The following is a 16835-nucleotide window of genomic DNA, read 5'->3' on the forward strand; positions in this document are numbered from 1 at the left end:
AAAAGGACCCTACATTGGCTCCCAAGAAGAAGGTCACCGGCCTCATCAAGCTGCAGATCCAGGCAGGCGCCGCCAACCCGGCCCCGCCGATCGGTCCTGCGCTCGGCCAGCACGGTGTGAACATCATGGAGTTCTGCAAGGCGTACAACGCCGCAACGGAATCCCAGCGCGGCAACGTCATCCCCGTGGAGATCACGGTCTACGAGGACCGCTCCTTCACGTTCATCACCAAGACCCCGCCGGCCGCCGAGCTGATCAAGAAGGCTGCGGGCGTCCAGAAGGGCTCCGCGACCCCGCACACCGTGAAGGTCGCCAAGCTCTCCGACGCCCAGGTCGAGGAGATCGCCAAGACCAAGCTCGAGGACCTCAACGCGAACGACGTCGAGGCCGCGAAGAAGATCATCGCCGGCACCGCCCGCTCCATGGGCATCACCGTCGAGGGCTAGACCCTCACTGACCGGGGTTTCGGCTCCGCTCAACCACCGGGGCCATCGCCCCACCTGAGAAGTCCGTGGCAGGGCCGAGCGCGGCCCACAATGACCACACCTGCACAAGGAGATCAAGAGCAGCATGGCAAAGCGCAGCAAGGCATACCAGGCAGCGGCCGAGAAGATCGAGGCCGGCAAGGTCTACGCACCGGCCGAGGGCGTCGCCCTGGCCAAGGAGATCAACCCGTCGAAGACGGACGCGACCGTTGAGGTCGCGTTCCGCCTCGGCGTCGACCCGCGCAAGGCGGACCAGATGGTCCGCGGCACGGTCATCCTCCCGCACGGCACGGGCAAGACCGCCCGCGTCGTCGTGTTCGCGACCGGCGACAAGGCGGCGGCCGCCGAGGCCGCCGGCGCCGACGTGGTGGGCTCGGACGACCTGATCGAGCGCATCCAGGGCGGCTGGACGGACTTCGACGCCGCCGTTGCCACCCCGGAGCTCATGGGCAAGGTCGGCCGCCTCGGCAAGATCCTCGGCCCGCGCAACCTCATGCCGAACCCGAAGACCGGCACGGTGACCCCGGACGTGGCCAAGGCCGTGAACGAGATCAAGGGCGGCAAGATCGACTTCCGCGTCGACAAGCACTCGAACCTGCACTTCATCATCGGCAAGACCTCGTTCGACGCGCGTCAGCTCGCCGAGAACTACGCGGCCGCGCTCGACGAGGTGCTCCGCCTCAAGCCGTCCGCCTCGAAGGGCCGCTACATCCAGAAGGCCACCGTCGCCACGACGTTCGGCCCCGGCGTCCCGGTCGACCCGAACGCCACCAAGGTGATCATCGAGGGCTGACCCGGCTCACTCGCACCCCTGACGAGGGCCCCCTTCCCGCTGTGGAAGGGGGCCCTCGTGCGTTCCCGCGCGGCCGGTCGGAGCGCGGCTAGACTGGCGCACATGAGCGCTGACTACCGCATCGAGCGGCTGCGCCTGCCCCCGAGCCTCGCGGGGCCGGGGGCCGAGGAGTTCTTGGAGTTCTCGCGCCTCACGGACGCCGTGCAGCGGCAGATCTGGGGCCACGAGGACCGCTGTTCGCCGCCGGAGTACCGGCTGCGGGTGTGGCGGGACTCGCCGTACGACGAGACGGTCCTGCTCTTCGCCCGCGCGGGCGGGCGGATGGCCGGCCGCGCCTGGTGCCGGGTCTCCCTCAAGGAAGACCGGGACCGGGCCACCGTCCGCGCCGAGGTCCTGGACGAGTTCTCGCGACGGGGGCTGGGACGGGCCCTGCTGGAGGCCGCCCTCGAGGAGGCACGACGTCGGGGCCGCACCGTCGTGGATGCGTTCACCGAGCACCCCGTCCCTGCCTCGCGCCGGACCGGCGTCGGCGCGACCCCGGCCGATCCCGGCGCGGTGGTGCCCTCGACCGGCACGGGGGCCCTCGCCGTCGGGGAGCGGCCGGTGCGGTTCGCCCGCGCGGCCGGGTTCTCGCTGAACCAGGTGGTGCGCTTCAGCGAGCTGGACCTCGCGGCGCACGACGGCGCGTGGCCGGCCCTCGCGGCGGCGGCCTCCGCGAGGGCGTCGGAGGAGTACGAGCTCATGACGTGGGAGGGCGTCCCGCCAGAGCACCGGGCGGGGATGGCGGAGCTGTTCGCCCGCATGTCGGTGGACGCGCCCCAGGGGGAGTCGCGGACCGACGCCGCGGTGTGGGACGCCGAGCGCGTCGCGGCGCTGGACCGCATGCTCGCCGAGGCCGGGACGGTGCCGCTGTACGCGGCTGCGCGCCACCGGGTCACCGGGCGATTCGCCGCCTACACCTCGCTGTGGGTCCGCCGCGGCAAGGAGGCCGTCGCGGACCAGGACGACACGCTGGTGGCCAGCGGCCACCGCGGCCGGTCCCTCGGGATGTGGATCAAGCTCGCGAACCTCGCCCAGTACCGCGCCAAGTACCCGGCCGCGCGGAAGGTCGTGACCTTCAACGCCGAGGAGAACGCGCACATGCTCGCGATCAACGAGGCCATCGGCTTCCGCCCCGCCGGGCACGATGGCGAGTGGTACCGGAGCCTGCCGTGAACCGCCGCGGTGCCGAGCCCGCGCAGCGGCCGCCGCGCGAGCGGCTGCGGCCCGAGCCGACCGCCACAGCGGTGGAGGCGCGGGCGCTCGCCACGGGCCTCGTGGCAGCGGCGGCGGGCCTGGCGCTGGCGCTCGTCGCGTTCGCCGGGCGCCGGCCCGCGCTCTCGGGAGACCACGGCGTGGGGGACGTCGCCGCACTCGTGGCCGGGGCCGCGGCCCTCCTCGCCTTCCCGGTCGCCTACCGTCTCTCGTACGCCGATCCGGACCGGCGCTGGCTCGCCGACCGGCCGCTATGGCGGCGGCTGTTGGGCACCGTGGCCCTCGCGTTCGCGCAGGCCGCGATCGCGTTCATGGTCGCGTGGGCCAGCTTCCAGATCTTCCAGCGCGCGTTCACGGGGCTGACGCTGGACACCTTCGCGGCGTCCCTCCTGACCGCTGTGTCGGCGGCGCTCGCGGCCTACACCGCCTACCAGTCGGGCTCGCGCATGGACAGCTACGCGCTCTCGAACCTCCTCGCGACCTTCCTGGGCGCAGGGATCCTCACCTCGATGGTGACGACGAGCCGCTCCAACTGGTGGGAGGTCAACTTCAGCGTGCTCGGCGCCGCCGACTACGGGGTGGCGCTGGCCTTCAACGCGACCCTCGTGACGGCCGGGGTCGTGATCGCGCTCCTCGCGGAGTACATGACGCGCGACCTGCGCGCCCTCGATGCACACCGGAGGCGGGCCGGCCTTGCCACCGCCCCCACGCGTGAGCGGCCGCTGCTGACGTGCCTGGTGCTGATGGGTGCCCTCCTCGTGTGCACCGGCCTCATTCCCGTGGACGTGTTCATGGGGGCGCACAACACGATGGCGACGTCCATGGCCGCGGCCTTCACGCTGCTCCTCGTCCGGACCCCGGCGTGGGTCCCGGGGCTCAGCCGGACGTTCTACGCGGCAGGCTACGCACTGCTGGGCGCGGCCGTGGTCTCGGTCATGCTCTGGTGGCCGCTCGGGTACTACAACATGACCGCGATGGAGCTCGTGATCGCCGGCGTCGTGCTGGCCTGGCTCGTCCTCTTCACGCGCAACGTCGCGGCCGCGGTCGAGGACGTGCGGCACGAGGACGTCGCGTCCTGAAATCCGCCTCGGATTAGCGCATATTTCCCTTCGCTAGCAGACGTCCCCTTCACGGGCCGCTCGGGGCCTCCCTAGAGTGTGGCCCATGGCAGCCGGACCGATCCGACCAGGGCTCGATGGCAGTGCCTCCGACGCGATGCTCGCGATGGGGCGCTTCTTCACGCGGTGGGAGGAGACAGACGACGCCAGGGCGGTCTTCCGAGAGGGCGGCCGCGCGGGCGACGTGTTCTACCGGGACCGATGGAGCCACGACAAGGTGGTCCGCTCGACCCACGGCGTCAACTGCACCGGATCGTGCTCGTGGAAGGTGTACGTCAAGGACGGCATCATCACGTGGGAGTCGCAGCAGACCGACTACCCCTCCGTTGGCCCTGACCGGCCCGAGTACGAGCCGAGGGGCTGCCCGCGCGGCGCCGCGTTCTCCTGGTACACGTACTCGCCGACCAGGGTCCGCTACCCGTACGTGCGCGGGCCGCTGCTGGAGATGTACCGCGAGGCCAAGCAGCGTCTCGGCGATCCGGTGGCCGCGTGGGCGGACATCGTCTCGGACCCCGAGCGGCGCCGCCGGTACCAGCAGGCCCGCGGCAAGGGCGGCCTCGTGCGCGCGAGCTGGGCCGAGGCGGTCGAGATCGCCGCCGCGGCGCACGTCCACACGATCAAGGCCTACGGCCCGGACCGCTGCTCGGGCTTCTCCCCCATCCCGGCGATGTCGATCGTGAGCCACTGCGTGGGCACGCGCTTCATCCAGCTCATCGGCGGGGTCATGACGAGCTTCTACGACTGGTACGCGGACCTGCCCGTGGCGAGTCCGCAGGTCTTCGGGGACCAGACGGACGTCCCCGAGTCCGGCGACTGGTGGGACTCGACCTACCTCATGATGTGGGGCTCCAACGTGCCGGTCACCCGCACGCCGGATGCGCACTGGATGGCCGAGGTCCGCTACCGGGGCACCAAGGTGGTCACGGTCAGCCCCGACTACGCGGACAACACCAAGTTCGCGGACGAGTGGATGGCGCCGCAGGCGGGCACGGACGCGGCCCTCGCGATGGCGATGGGGCACGTGATCCTCAAGGAGTTCTACGCGGACCGCGAGGTGCCGTTCTTCACCGACTTCGCCAAGCGCTACACCGACCTGCCGTTCCTCGTCACGCTCGTCCCCTCGCCGGACGGGACCGGCCTCGTGCCCGGCAAGTTCCTCACCGCCGCCGACGTCCCGGGCCACGAGGATGAGGCCGACGCCGCGTGGAAGACCGTCCTGCTGGACGCGGCCACCGGCGCCCCGGTGGTGCCGAATGGCTCCATCGGCTTCCGCTACAACTCCACCGACGAGGGGCGCTGGAACCTCGATCTGGGCGACGTAGACCCGCTGCTGACCCTGCACCCGCGCCAGGAGGCCGACGGCGGCGGCCCCGCCTCGCCGTCGTCCGTCCGGGACGCCGCCGAGGTGATGCTGCCGTGCTTCGAGGCGGCCGACGGCACCGGCTCGGTGCTGCGGCGGGGCGTCCCCGTGCGCGCGGTCGCCGGGAAGACGGTCACCACCGTGTTCGACCTCATGCTCGCCCAGTACGGCGTGGGCCGCCCCGGGCTGCCGGGGGAGTGGCCCGAGGGGTACGGCGACGCGTCCGCGCCCTACACCCCGGCGTGGCAGGAGGGCATCACCAACGTCCCGATGGCCCAGTGCGAGCGGATCGCGCGGGAGTTCGCCCGCAACGCCGAGCAGTCGGGCGGCCGGTCCATGGTGATCATGGGCGCGGGCATCTGCCAGTGGTTCCACGGCGATGTGACATACCGCGCCGTCCTCTCGCTCCTGCTCCTGACCGGCTCGATGGGCCGCAACGGCGGCGGGTGGGCGCACTATGTGGGCCAGGAGAAGACGAGGCCGCTCACGGGGTGGGTCTCGCTCGCGAACGCGCTCGACTGGTCGCGGCCGCCGCGGACCATGACGGGCACCTCGTACTGGTACATGCACACCGGGCAGTGGCGCAACGACGGCTACTCGGCCGCCTCGCTCATCTCCCCCCTCGCGGAGGGGAACCTCGAGGGCATGCATACCGCGGATGCCATCGCCCAGTCGGCGCGCCTCGGCTGGATGCCGTTCTATCCGCAGTTCGGCCGCAGCCCCCTCGACGTCGCGGACGAGGCCGTCGCGGCCGTCGAGGCCGGCGTCGCGGAGTCCGAGGCCGCGTACGTGGCCGCCCAGCTCAAGGGCGGCACCCTGCGCTCGGCGATCGAGGACGTCGACGCGCCCGAGAACTGGCCGCGCACCCTCGTGCTGTGGCGGTCGAACCTCCTCGGCTCCTCGGCCAAGGGCAACGAGTACTTCCTCAAGAACCTGCTCGGCACGCACCACAACGTCATGGGCACCCAGCTCGAACCGGGCATGCCGCGACCCCGGGACGTCGCCTGGCACGAGCAGACGCCCGAGGGCAAGCTCGACCTGCTGATGTCCGCGGACTTCCGCATGACCTCCACGACGCTGCTCTCCGACGTCGTCTTCCCCGCCGCGACCTGGTACGAGAAGCACGACCTCTCCTCGACCGACATGCACCCGTACGTGCACGCGTTCAGCCCGGCGATCGACCCGCCGTGGGAGACGAAGACGGACTTCGAGATGTTCCACCTCCTCGCGCAGGAGTTCTCCCGGCAGGCCCGGACGCACCTGGGCGTGCGCCGGGACCTGGTTGCCGTCCCCCTCCAGCACGACACCCCGGGCCAGCTCGCCCAGCCCGGGGGAGTGGTGCGCGACTGGCGGGATCCGGACGTTCCCGCGGTGCCGGGCGCGACGATGCCGCAGGTGACCGTCGTGGAGCGGGACTACACCGCGATCGGGGAGAAGATCGCGGCCATCGGCCCCCTGGCGGCCGAGAAGGGATTCACGGTCAAGGGCGTCACGTTCGAGCTCGACCACGCGCTCAACCGGCTCGCCCATGCCAACGGGGTCATGTCCCACGGCGTCGCGGCCGGCCTGCCGGCGATCGACACCGACGCAAAGCTCGCCGAGGCGATCCTGACCTTCTCCGGGACCACGAACGGCGAGCTCGCGGTCCAGGGCTTCAAGCACCTCGAGCGGCGCACCGGCCGGCGGCTCGCGGATCTCGCGGGGGGCTCGGAGGAGAAGGCGATCCGCTTCGCCGACACGCAGGCGGGCCCGGTCCCCGTCATCACCTCGCCCGAGTGGTCAGGCTCCGAGACCGGCGGGCGCAGGTATGCCCCGTTCACGATCAACGTCGAGCGGCTCAAGCCCTGGCACACGCTCACGGGGCGCATGCACTTCTTCCTCGACCACGACTGGGTGCGCGACCTCGGCGAGGCGCTGCCGATCTACCGGCCCCCGCTGGACATGCACCGGCTCTTCGGCGAGCCCCGCCTCGGCCAGGACGGCATGGAGGTCACGGTCCGGTTCCTCACCCCGCACAGCAAGTGGTCCATCCACTCCGAGTACCAGGACAACCTGTTCATGCTCTCGCTCTCCCGCGGCGGCCCCACGTGCTGGATGAGCGCCGAGGACGCCGCGGCGCTCGACGTCTCGGACAACGACTGGATCGAGTGCGTCAACGCGAACGGGGTGTTCGTGGGGCGGGCGATCGTGAGCCATCGCATGCCGGCCGGCGTCGTGTACGTCTACCACGCCCAGGAGCGCACCATCGATGTGCCCAAGTCCGAGGCAACGGGCCGCCGCGGCGGGATCCACAACTCGGCGACGCGCCTCCTGGTCAAGCCGACCCACCTCGTCGGCGGGTACGCGCACCTCGCGTACGCCTTCAACTACCTCGGCCCGACGGGCAACCAGCGCGACATGGTCAGCACGATCCGCAAGCGTTCGCAGGAGGTCACGTACTGATGGGAACCCCGATCCGGAAGGCGGCACCATGAGGGTCATGGCCCAGGTGGGCATGGTGATGAACCTGGACAAGTGCATCGGCTGCCACACATGCTCGGTCACGTGCAAGCAGGCGTGGACGAACCGGGCGGGCACCGAGTACGTGTGGTTCAACAACGTGGAGACCCGCCCCGGGCAGGGCTACCCGCGCCAGTACGAGGACCAGGAGCGGTGGCGCGGCGGCTGGGAGCTCAACCGGCGCGGCAGGCTCCGGCTCAAGGGCGGCGGCCGCGTCAAGAAGCTCCTGGGCATCTTCGCGAGCCCGGTCCAGCCCGAACTCGAGGACTACTACGAGCCCTGGACCTACGACTACCGGACCCTCATCGAGGCCCCGCTCGGGGACGACTTCCCGGTGGCCCGGCCCAAGTCCCTCATCACGGGGGAGGACACCAAGGTCACGTGGAGCGCGAACTGGGACGACGACCTCGGCGGCGCCCCGCAGAAGGGCGAACTCGACCCGATCGTCGCCAAGCTGCGGCGCAGCGCGGAGCTGCGCGAAGAGGCCAGCGAGAAGATCAGGTTCGAGTTCGAGAAGACGTTCATGTTCTACCTGCCGCGGATCTGCGAGCACTGCCTGAACCCCTCGTGCATGGCCTCGTGCCCCTCGGGGGCGATCTACAAGCGGGCCGAGGACGGGATCGTGCTCGTGGACCAGGACCGCTGCCGCGGGTGGCGCCAGTGCATCACCGGCTGCCCGTACAAGAAGATGTACTTCAACCACAAGAGCGGCAAAGCCGAGAAGTGCACCTTCTGCTATCCGCGCGTCGAGATCGGCCTGCCGACCGTGTGCTCCGAGACGTGCGTGGGCCGGCTGCGGTACCTCGGCATCTTCCTGTACGACGTCGACGCCGTCACCGCCGCGGCGTCGACCCCCGACCCGCAGGACCTCTACCGGGCCCAGCTCGACCTGCTCCTGGACCCCTCCGACCCGGAGGTCATCGCCGCCGCCCGGCGGGACGGGATCCCCGAGGACTGGCTCGATGCGGCCCGGCGCTCGCCGATCTACCAGCTCGCCAAGGTCTACCAGGTCGCGCTGCCGCTGCACCCCGAGTACCGCACCATGCCGATGGTCTGGTACGTCCCGCCGCTCTCGCCGATCGTGGACCTGCTCTCCAGCCAGGGCCACGACGCCGAGGACGCCGGCACCCTCTTCGGCGCCATCGACGCCCTGCGGATCCCCTCCGAGTACCTCGCCGAGCTGTTCACCGCCGGGGACACCGCGGTCATCGACGGCGTGCTCCGCCGGCTCGCGGCCATGCGCGCCTACATGCGGGGCATCTCCCTCGGCACGGGCGCGGACGAGTCGATCGCCGAGAGCGTCGGCATGGACGGCCGGACGATGCAGGAGATGTACCGGCTCATGGCCATCGCCAAGTATGCCGAGCGCTACGTCATCCCGAAGGCGCACGTCGAGCAGGCCCACAACCTCGAGGAGATGGGCTGCTCGCTGGACTTCGAGGAGGGACCGGGCATGTACCCCTCGGACTCCTTCGGCGAGGGCAGCGGCAGGCCCGTGCCGGTCGCCGTCGAGACCTTCCACGCCCTCAAGCAGCGCCAGAGCTCCGACGGCGAGGTCCAGCCGGGGACCCTCCGCGGGCGCGTGAACCTGCTCAACTGGGACGGCCGCGGCGTCCCGGAGGGCATCTTCCCGCCGAAGGGAGACGGCGATGCGGACCACTGAGGCCCGGGTCCTCTACGCCGCCGCCGCGGTGCTGCTCGACTACCCGGACGCCCGCGTGCGGGACGCGCTGCCCACGCTTCGGGCGGCGCTCGCGGAGCAGCCGGGCCCGCTGCCGCGGCTCCTCGGGGCCACCGCCGCGCAGATCGCGGACGACGCCGAGCCGGTCGCCTGCCGCCGCTACGTGGACACCTTCGACCTCTCCCGTCGTCACGCCCTGCACCTGACCTACTGGACCGACGGGGACACGCGGCGCCGCGGCGAGGCGCTGGCCCGCTTCAAGCAGACGTACCGGGACAGCGGCTGGCTCGTGGACCTCGGCGGCGAGCTGCCCGACTTCCTCCCGCTCGTCCTCGAGTTCACCGCCCGGGTCGACTACGCCGTGGGCCGGTCCCTCCTAGCTGAGTACCGGGCCAGCCTCGAGCTCCTGCGGCTCGAGCTCGCCGCCGATGCTCCCGTCTACGCGCCCGTGCTCGAGGCGGTGTGCGCGACCCTGCCCGGCCCGTCCCCGGCGACCCGGGCCGAGGCGATGGCCCTCGCCGGGCCGCCCCCGGCCGAGCAGGTGGGCCTCGAGCCGTTCGATCCCCGCCTCCTGCCCCTGACGACGGTGGCCGCGGCCAGCACGGTGGTTGAGCGGAGCGCAGCGGAGTCGAAACCCGCACTCCGAGAAGGGGCCCGCTGATGGACGTCCTGCTCTGGGGAGTCGCCCCCTACCTCATGGTGCTGATCCTCGTCGGCGGCAGCATCTGGCGGTACCGGTACGACCAGTTCGGGTGGACCACCCGCTCCTCCCAGCTCTACGAGTCGCGACTGCTGAGGATCGGGTCGCCGCTGTTCCACTACGGGCTCGTGTTCGTCATCGCCGGGCACTTCGTGGGCCTCGTGATCCCCAAGTCCTGGACCGAGGCGGTCGGCATGTCCGAGACGCTCTACCACGGGCTCGCCCTGTCCGTGGGCCTCATCGCGGGGGTCTCCACACTGCTCGGCATCGTGCTGCTCATCGTGCGGCGGCGCCGCACCGGTCCGGTCTTCATGGCCACCACCCGCAACGACAAGGCCATGTACATCTTCCTCGTCGGCGCGATCGCGCTCGGGGTGTGGACCACCCTCGTCTCCGCAGCCCAGCCCGGCTCGGCCGCGTTCGACTACCGCGAGACCGTGAGCCCCTGGTTCCGCTCGCTGTTCGTGTTCCAGCCGGACGTCGCGTCGATGGCGGCGGCGCCGATGGAGTTCAAGTGGCACACCGTGGTGGGGATGGTCCTGTTCGCGCTGTGGCCGTTCACCCGGCTCGTCCACGCGCTCACGGCGCCGTTCCACTACCTGTTCCGCCCCTACATCGTCTACCGCACCCGCGACGAGGGCGCGGCGCCCGGCGCCCGGGGGACCCGGCGGGGCTGGGAGACCACAGGGACCCGCGACCGCGACCGCTGAGCCCACAGGAGGAGCCGTGAGCACCGCACCCGATCCGTCCGCCCGACCCATCTCGGATGCCGCGGCGCCCGGCGCACCACGGCCCGGCGCCGCCCGGAACCTGACCCTGGCCACCCTTGCCTCGGTGGTGGGCTTCTGGGGCTGGACGGTCATCGCGCCCCTGGGCACGCGCTACGCGCACGATCTGGGGCTCAACGCGGCACAGACCGGGGCTCTCGTCGCGATGCCCGTGCTCGTGGGCGCCGTCGGCAGGGTGCCGGTGGGCGTCCTGACCGACAGGTTCGGGGGCAGGCGGCTGCTGACCGTCATCCTCGTGGTGACGGCCCCACTGGTCCTGCTCGTCGCGCTCGCCGGGAGCCTGAAGTCCTACGCGCTCCTGCTCGTCGTCGGGTTCTTCCTCGGGGTCGCGGGAACGGTGTTCACCGCCGGGATCCCCTTCTCGGCGGCGTGGTATCCGAGGGCCAGGCAGGGGTTCGCGACCGGGATCTTCGGGATGGGCATGGGCGGCACGGCGCTCTCGGCATTCCTGACCCCCCGGCTCGTCACCTCGGTCGGGTACTGGACCACCCACATCGTCATCGCCGCCCTGCTCCTGGCCATGGCGGCGGTCGTCTTCTTCTTCATGCGCGAGTCTCCGACGTGGACCCCGGTCACGCACGGCAGCTTCGGCAAGCTGGTCGCCGCCGCCAGGATGCCCGTGACCTGGCAGCTCTGCTTCCTCTATGCCGTCGTCTTCGGCGGCTTCGTCTCGTTCAGCACGTACCTTCCCACGTACCTGAGGGACATCTACAGCTTCGACCTCACGGCCGCGGGGACGCGCACGGCGGGCTTCGCGCTCGCGGCTGTCATCGCGCGGCCGATCGGCGGCATCATCGCGGACCGCATCGGGCCGAGGTCGGTGGTGCTCGTCTCGCTCGCCGGAGTCGCGGTCCTCGCCTTCGTCGTGAACATGCAGCCGCCCCCCGAGGTCCCCACCGGTCTGACCTTCCTGGCCATGGCGGCGGCCCTCGGCTTCGGCACCGGTGGCGTCTTCGCCTGGGTCGGGACGCAGGCTCCCGCCGGCACCGTGGGCGCGGTGACCGGTGTGGTCAGCGCGGCCGGCGGCCTCGGCGGCTACTTCCCGCCCCTCGTCATGGGCGCCACGTACAACGCGCAGCAGCACTCGTACGCGATCGGGCTCCTGCTCCTCGTCGCCACGGCGCTCGCGGCCCTCGTGCTGGCGGCCCTCATGGGCCGGAAGCGGCGCGCATCCCCCACCCGTTGAGGGGTCATGTCCCTGCGCTGAGGGGTCATGTCCCTGCGCTCCCGAGTGCGAGACTGGGGCCATGCTGCTCGACGAGCTCGTCTCCACCGCCGAGGCGGTCGCGTCCACCCGGTCCCGGAAGGCCAAGGTCGAGGCGCTCGCGGGACTCCTGCGCCGCCTCGGCGCCGAATCGCCGGACGAGCTCGCCATCGCGGTCGGCATGCTCGTCGCGAAGCCCCGCCAGGGCAGGGTCGGCGTCGGCTGGCGCGGGCTCGCCCGCACCCGCGGCGCGGTGCCGGCCTCCGAGCAGCCGTCGATCACGGTGGGAGAGTTCGACGCGCTGCTCGACCGCCTCGCCGGCACGTCCGGGGCCGGGTCGCAGGCGGCGCGCACCGACCTGCTGTCGGCCGCCCTGCGGCGCGCCACGGAACGTGAGCAGCGCTTCATCGTCGGGGTGCTGCTCGGCGAGCTGCGCACCGGAGCCCTCGAGGGCGTGCTGGTGGACGCCCTCGCCGCCGCCGGCGGCCGGCCACTCGCCCTCGTCCGGCGGGCAGCGATGCTCTCGGGGGAACTGGGCGAGACCGCCCGGATCGCGGTCACGGGAACCGAGGACGAGCTCTCCGGCCTCGGTCTGCTCGTCGGCAGGCCCGTGCTGCCCATGCTCGCCGCCTCGGCGGCGACGCCCACCGAGGCGCTGGCCACGACGGGGGAGGCCTCCGTCGAGTTCAAGCTCGACGGCGCGCGCATCCAGGTCCATCGCGCAGGGGAGAGCGTGCGGGTCTTCACCCGGAGCCTGGCCGAGATCACGCACCGGGTGCCCGAGATGGTCGAGGCGGTGCGGACGCTGCCCGTGCGGGACGTCATCCTCGACGGCGAGACGCTCACCCTCGATGAGGGCGGAATGCCCCGGCCGTTCCAGGAGACGATGTCCCGCTTCGGCGCCGAGCGGGCGGGGGAGGCCGTCCTGCGGCCCTGGTTCTTCGACGTCCTGCACGTCGACGGCAGGGACCTCCTCGACGAGCCCCTGGCCGTGCGCCGCGCGGAGCTCGCGAGGTTCGCCCCGGGGCTCATCGTCCCGGGCGAGGTGACCGGCGACCCGGATGCGGCCGAGCGGATCTCCCGCGAAGCTCTCGCCGCGGGCCACGAGGGCGTGGTGGTGAAGGCCATCGGCTCCCTGTACTCGGCCGGGCGGCGGGGCTCGAGCTGGATCAAGGTCAAGCCGGTAGCGACGTACGACCTCGTGGTGCTCGCCGCCGAGTGGGGCAGCGGCCGGCGGCAGGGCTGGCTGTCCAACCTGCATCTGGGCGCCTACGATCCCACAGGCGAGTTCGGCGAGCCCGGCGGCCTCGTGATGGTCGGGAAGACCTTCAAGGGCCTCACCGACGACCTCCTGCGCTGGCAGACCGAGCGGTTCCTCGACATCGAGGCGCGCAGGGACGGCCACACGGTCTTCGTCGAGCCCACCACGGTCGTCGAGATCGCCATCGACGGCGTGCAGCGGTCGAGCCGCTACCCTGGCGGAGTCGCGCTGCGCTTCGCCCGGGTGAAGAGGTACCGGGACGACAAGGCGCCGGCGGCCGCCGACACCATCCAGTCTCTGCGGGCCCTGCTGCGGTAGGCGGGCCGGCCGCGGCGGCCGCGTGGCCGGCGTCGTCCGTCCCCCGATTTGGGCCGGCCGAGCATCGTCCCGTACAGTTGAAGCACCAAAGACCGCCGGTCGTTGGATCGTGCGTGCCGAGAAGCGGCCCGCACCTCCACCGAAGGTCCCCGATTTCGTGGGGCGGCCTGCGCAGGTGAACTGAGCGAACGCTCGCGGCCCACGGCCGCGCAGACCACGCCCCGTGCACTTGCGCGGGGCGTTTGACGTTTCACGGGCCCGCCCCCACCGGCTTCTGTTCCCCGGAAGGAGGGTTATGGCAACGCCTACCAAGGTGGCAGCTGTCGAGGAGATCACCAAGGATTTCCAGGAGTCGAACGCTGCAGTCCTGACCGAATACCGTGGGCTCTCCGTCGCGCAGCTCAAGCAGCTGCGTCGTTCGCTCGGCACCGACAACAAGTTCTCGGTCGTCAAGAACTCCCTGACCGCCATCGCTGCCAAGGAAGCGGGTGTCGACGCGTTCGACGGCCAGCTCGCCGGCCCCACCGCGATCGCGTTCATCAAGGGTGACGCCGTTGCGGCTGCCAAGAGCCTGACCGACTTTGCCAAGGACAACAAGCAGCTGGTCATCAAGACCGGCTTCTTCGAGGGCAAGGCGCTCGACGCGAGCGAGGTCGCCGCACTGGCGGCCCTGGAGTCCCGCGAGCTGCAGCTCGCACGGGTTGCGGGTGTCCTCAAGGCGCCCATGGCCGCGGCTGCGCGCATCATCGACGCCCTGCGTCTCAAGCTCGAGGAGGAGGGCGGCGCTCCGGCTGCTGCCGAGGCTCCCGCTGCTGAGGCCGAGGCCCCCGCTGCTGAGGAGGCTGCGGCTGACGCCGACGCCGCCCCGGCCGCTGCCGAAGAGAACTGATTCTCTTCCCCCACCCCCATACTCTCGGCGCCCCGCCCACTGCGGGCGGACGCCACCCAAGTGAAAGGACGCCAACCATGGCGAAGCTCACCCAGGACGAGCTGATCGAGGCCTTCAAGGAGCTCTCCATCATCGAGCTCTCCGAGTTCGTGAAGAAGTTCGAGGAGGTCTTCGAGGTCACCGCTGCTGCGGTCGCCGTCGCCGGCCCCGCGGGCGGTGGCGAGGCCGCTGCCGAGGAGGAGAAGACCTCCTTCGACGTCATCCTCGAGGCCGCTGGCGACAAGAAGATCGCGGTCATCAAGGAGGTGCGCGCCCTTACCTCCCTCGGTCTGAAGGAGGCCAAGGACCTCGTTGACTCCGCTCCCAAGGCCGTCCTCGAGGGCGCGACCAAGGAAGCTGCCGACAAGGCCAAGGAGACCCTCGAGGCCGCCGGCGCCACCGTCACCCTCAAGTAGGTTCTTCCCGCTTGACCCAGGGCCCAGGCTCTGGAACCAGGGCCCCGCAGTCCGCCACGGACTGCGGGGCCCTTCCGCGTCTCCGCCCCCGGCTCACCCCGCCGAGGTCACCCCGTGGGGGCGCGAGGTCACCCCGTGGGATCAGGCGGGCTCGCTGATGTCGGCCACGGTCGCGCCGAGCGCGGCGAACAGCTCCTCGGCGTCCACGAACGCACTGAGCCCGTGCGCGCCGGCACCGAGGGACACGCGGCCCGAGACCGACGCGTCGGCCCACACCGGCCACGCCGTGGAGGATCCGAGCGGCGTGATCGTGCCGCGTTCGTAGCCGGTCGCCGCGAGGGCCACGTCGGCCGGCGGCATCGAGAGCCGGTTGACCCCGAGCAGGCCCCGCAGCTTGGGCCAGGAGATCTGCCGGTCGCCCGGGATGAGCGCGAATAGGAACGTGCCGTCGGGGTGCTTGACCACGAGCGACTTCACGATCTCCCGCGGCTCGATCCCGAGGTTCGCCGCGGCCTCCTCGAGGCTCCGGGCGCGCCCGCGCGGGGCCACCTGGACGTCCAGCCCGTGGGCGGCGGCGCCGGCGAGGAACCTCGCGTGCCCGTCGCCCGAGGCGGCCGACGCTGGCCTCTCGCCTGCCGCGGGAGGCGACCCCGCGCCGTCGTGCGTCACTGCTGCCCCCTCAGTCCCGGTAGAGGAGGAGTGCCTCGCCCTGGCCGCCGCCGCCGCAGAGCGCCACGGCCGCCCTGCCGGAGCCGCGCCGGGCGAGCTCGTGGGCGGCATGGCCGGCGAGCCGGGCGCCCGAGGCGCCGATGGGGTGGCCGAGGGCGATCGCCCCGCCGTGGATGTTGCACTTCTCGAGGGGGTAGTCGAGGTCCTTGAGCGACTGGACGGCGACCGAGCCGAACGCCTCGTTGATCTCGATGAAGTCGAGGTCTGCGGTGGTCCACTGCGCGCGGGAGAGGGCCTGGGAGATGGCGTGGGACGGCTGCGAGTGGAGCGAGTTGTCCGGGCCGGCCACCTGCCCCGGCCTGCCGGCCACGGCGAGCCACTCCAGGCCGTGCTCCTCGGCGTAGGCGCGGCTGGTCAGGACCAGGGCGGCGGCGCCGTCGGAGAGGGGCGAGGAGTTGCCCGCGGTGATGGTGCCGTCGGCGGCGAAGGCGGCCCGCAGCGGGGCGAGGGTCTCGCGGGACGTGTTGGGCCGGACCCCCTCGTCGGCGGACAGGAGGATCGGGTCCCCCTTGCGCTGCTTGACCTCGATGGGGGCGATCTCCTCGTCGAAGACGCCCTCCTTCTGCGCGACCGCGGCGCGCACGTGCGAGGCGGCGGCGACCTCGTCCTGGGCTGCGCGGCCGATCCCGAGGGCGAGGTTCCGCATCTCCGTGGACAGGCCCATCGACTGCCCGTCGAACGCGTCCGTGAGGCCGTCGTGCGCGGCGACGTCGAGGGCGCCGACGGTGCCGTAGGTCCAGCCCTGGCGCGATCCGGGGAGCACGTGCGGGGCCCGGGACATCGACTCCTGGCCGCCTGCCACCACCACGGTGGCGTCCCCGGCGCGGATCATCCGGGCCGCGTCGATCACGGCCGTGAGGCCGGAGAGGCAGACCTTGTTGATGGTCACGCACGGCACGTCCCAGCCGACGCCCGCGCCGATCGCGCTCTGCCTCGCGGGGTTCTGCCCGGCGCCCGCCTGGAGCACCTGGCCCATGATCACCGCGTCCACGGCTTCGGCGCCCACGCGGGCGCGCGCGATCGCGGCCGAGATCGCGTGGGTGCCGAGCTCCACTGCGGTGAAGGAGACGAGCTGGCCGTTGAGGCGGCCCAGCGGCGTGCGCGCTGCGGACAGGATGACAACGTCGTCGTTGCTCATGGTGCTTCGCTCCCGGATCTGACGTGCCTGCGGTGCCTGGGGGTGCCCTCAGGCCCCTGTGGTGTCCATCAGGCTACAGCCCCAGACCCCCGGCAGCGCCAGAGGCCGCCCCGCGGGCCCCGGGTGTACAGTGTGGTTCGCGACCTGTTCGTAGGGCGGCCGG

At 71.8% G+C, this 16835-nt stretch carries 14 protein-coding genes; 12 read left to right on the top strand and 2 right to left on the bottom strand.

The window, feature by feature from the left end:
• Nucleotides 1-14 precede the first annotated feature (14 nt).
• The 12 genes from rplK to rplL all read left to right on the top strand — a co-directional run bounded on the left by rplK (nucleotide 15) and on the right by rplL (nucleotide 14805).
• Nucleotides 15-446: a 50S ribosomal protein L11 gene (gene rplK, locus J2W21_RS11285; RefSeq protein ID WP_066499596.1), complete on the top strand. Its 432-nt coding sequence runs from the start codon at nucleotides 15-17 to the stop codon at nucleotides 444-446.
• A 124-nt stretch (nucleotides 447-570) separates the two neighbouring features.
• A complete protein-coding gene (gene rplA, locus J2W21_RS11290; protein WP_307114611.1) occupies nucleotides 571-1278 on the top strand; it encodes a 50S ribosomal protein L1 in 708 nt (235 codons plus the stop codon).
• A 102-nt stretch (nucleotides 1279-1380) separates the two neighbouring features.
• A complete protein-coding gene (locus J2W21_RS11295) occupies nucleotides 1381-2493 on the top strand; it encodes a GNAT family N-acetyltransferase (RefSeq protein WP_307114612.1) in 1113 nt (370 codons plus the stop codon).
• The gene (locus J2W21_RS11300) at nucleotides 2490-3611 is read left to right on the top strand and encodes a hypothetical protein (RefSeq protein ID WP_307114613.1); all 1122 of its coding nucleotides are present in this window, start codon (nucleotides 2490-2492) and stop codon (nucleotides 3609-3611) included. The genes J2W21_RS11295 and J2W21_RS11300 overlap by 4 nt, the downstream gene beginning before the upstream one ends.
• An 85-nt stretch (nucleotides 3612-3696) precedes the next feature.
• Nucleotides 3697-7452 (top strand): nitrate reductase subunit alpha, encoded by a 3756-nt coding sequence (locus J2W21_RS11305; protein WP_307114614.1) that lies wholly within the window; start codon nucleotides 3697-3699, stop codon nucleotides 7450-7452.
• A 28-nt stretch (nucleotides 7453-7480) separates the two neighbouring features.
• A complete protein-coding gene (narH, locus tag J2W21_RS11310; protein ID WP_307114615.1) occupies nucleotides 7481-9172 on the top strand; it encodes a nitrate reductase subunit beta in 1692 nt (563 codons plus the stop codon).
• A complete protein-coding gene (narJ, locus tag J2W21_RS11315; RefSeq protein ID WP_307114616.1) occupies nucleotides 9159-9851 on the top strand; it encodes a nitrate reductase molybdenum cofactor assembly chaperone in 693 nt (230 codons plus the stop codon). The genes narH and narJ overlap by 14 nt, the downstream gene beginning before the upstream one ends.
• A complete protein-coding gene (narI, locus tag J2W21_RS11320) occupies nucleotides 9851-10600 on the top strand; it encodes a respiratory nitrate reductase subunit gamma (RefSeq protein WP_307114617.1) in 750 nt (249 codons plus the stop codon). The genes narJ and narI overlap by 1 nt, the downstream gene beginning before the upstream one ends.
• A gap of 16 nt (nucleotides 10601-10616) precedes the next feature.
• Nucleotides 10617-11864, top strand: coding sequence for a nitrate/nitrite transporter (locus J2W21_RS11325; RefSeq protein ID WP_373423102.1), 1248 nt, complete (start codon nucleotides 10617-10619; stop codon nucleotides 11862-11864).
• 61 nt (nucleotides 11865-11925) lie between these two features.
• Nucleotides 11926-13461, top strand: coding sequence for an ATP-dependent DNA ligase (locus J2W21_RS11330; RefSeq protein WP_307114618.1), 1536 nt, complete (start codon nucleotides 11926-11928; stop codon nucleotides 13459-13461).
• A gap of 295 nt (nucleotides 13462-13756) precedes the next feature.
• Complete coding sequence (rplJ, locus tag J2W21_RS11335) at nucleotides 13757-14350, top strand: 50S ribosomal protein L10 (protein WP_307114619.1); 594 nt, start codon at nucleotides 13757-13759, stop codon at nucleotides 14348-14350.
• 77 nt (nucleotides 14351-14427) lie between these two features.
• On the top strand, nucleotides 14428-14805 hold the full coding sequence (rplL, locus tag J2W21_RS11340; protein WP_307114620.1) for a 50S ribosomal protein L7/L12: 378 nt from the start codon (nucleotides 14428-14430) through the stop codon (nucleotides 14803-14805).
• Between the two features lie 141 nt (nucleotides 14806-14946).
• Here rplL and J2W21_RS11345 read toward each other — a convergent pair whose 3' ends face one another.
• Both J2W21_RS11345 and J2W21_RS11350 read right to left on the bottom strand, forming a co-directional pair.
• The gene (locus J2W21_RS11345; protein WP_307114704.1) at nucleotides 14947-15366 is read right to left on the bottom strand and encodes an aminoacyl-tRNA deacylase; all 420 of its coding nucleotides are present in this window, start codon (nucleotides 15364-15366) and stop codon (nucleotides 14947-14949) included.
• 118 nt (nucleotides 15367-15484) lie between these two features.
• Nucleotides 15485-16672, bottom strand: coding sequence for an acetyl-CoA C-acetyltransferase (locus tag J2W21_RS11350; RefSeq protein ID WP_307114621.1), 1188 nt, complete (start codon nucleotides 16670-16672; stop codon nucleotides 15485-15487).
• Nucleotides 16673-16835: the final 163 nt, after the last annotated feature.

Origin of the sequence: Sinomonas atrocyanea, assembly GCF_030811715.1 — a bacterium.
Lineage (GTDB): Bacteria > Actinomycetota > Actinomycetes > Actinomycetales > Micrococcaceae > Sinomonas > Sinomonas atrocyanea_A.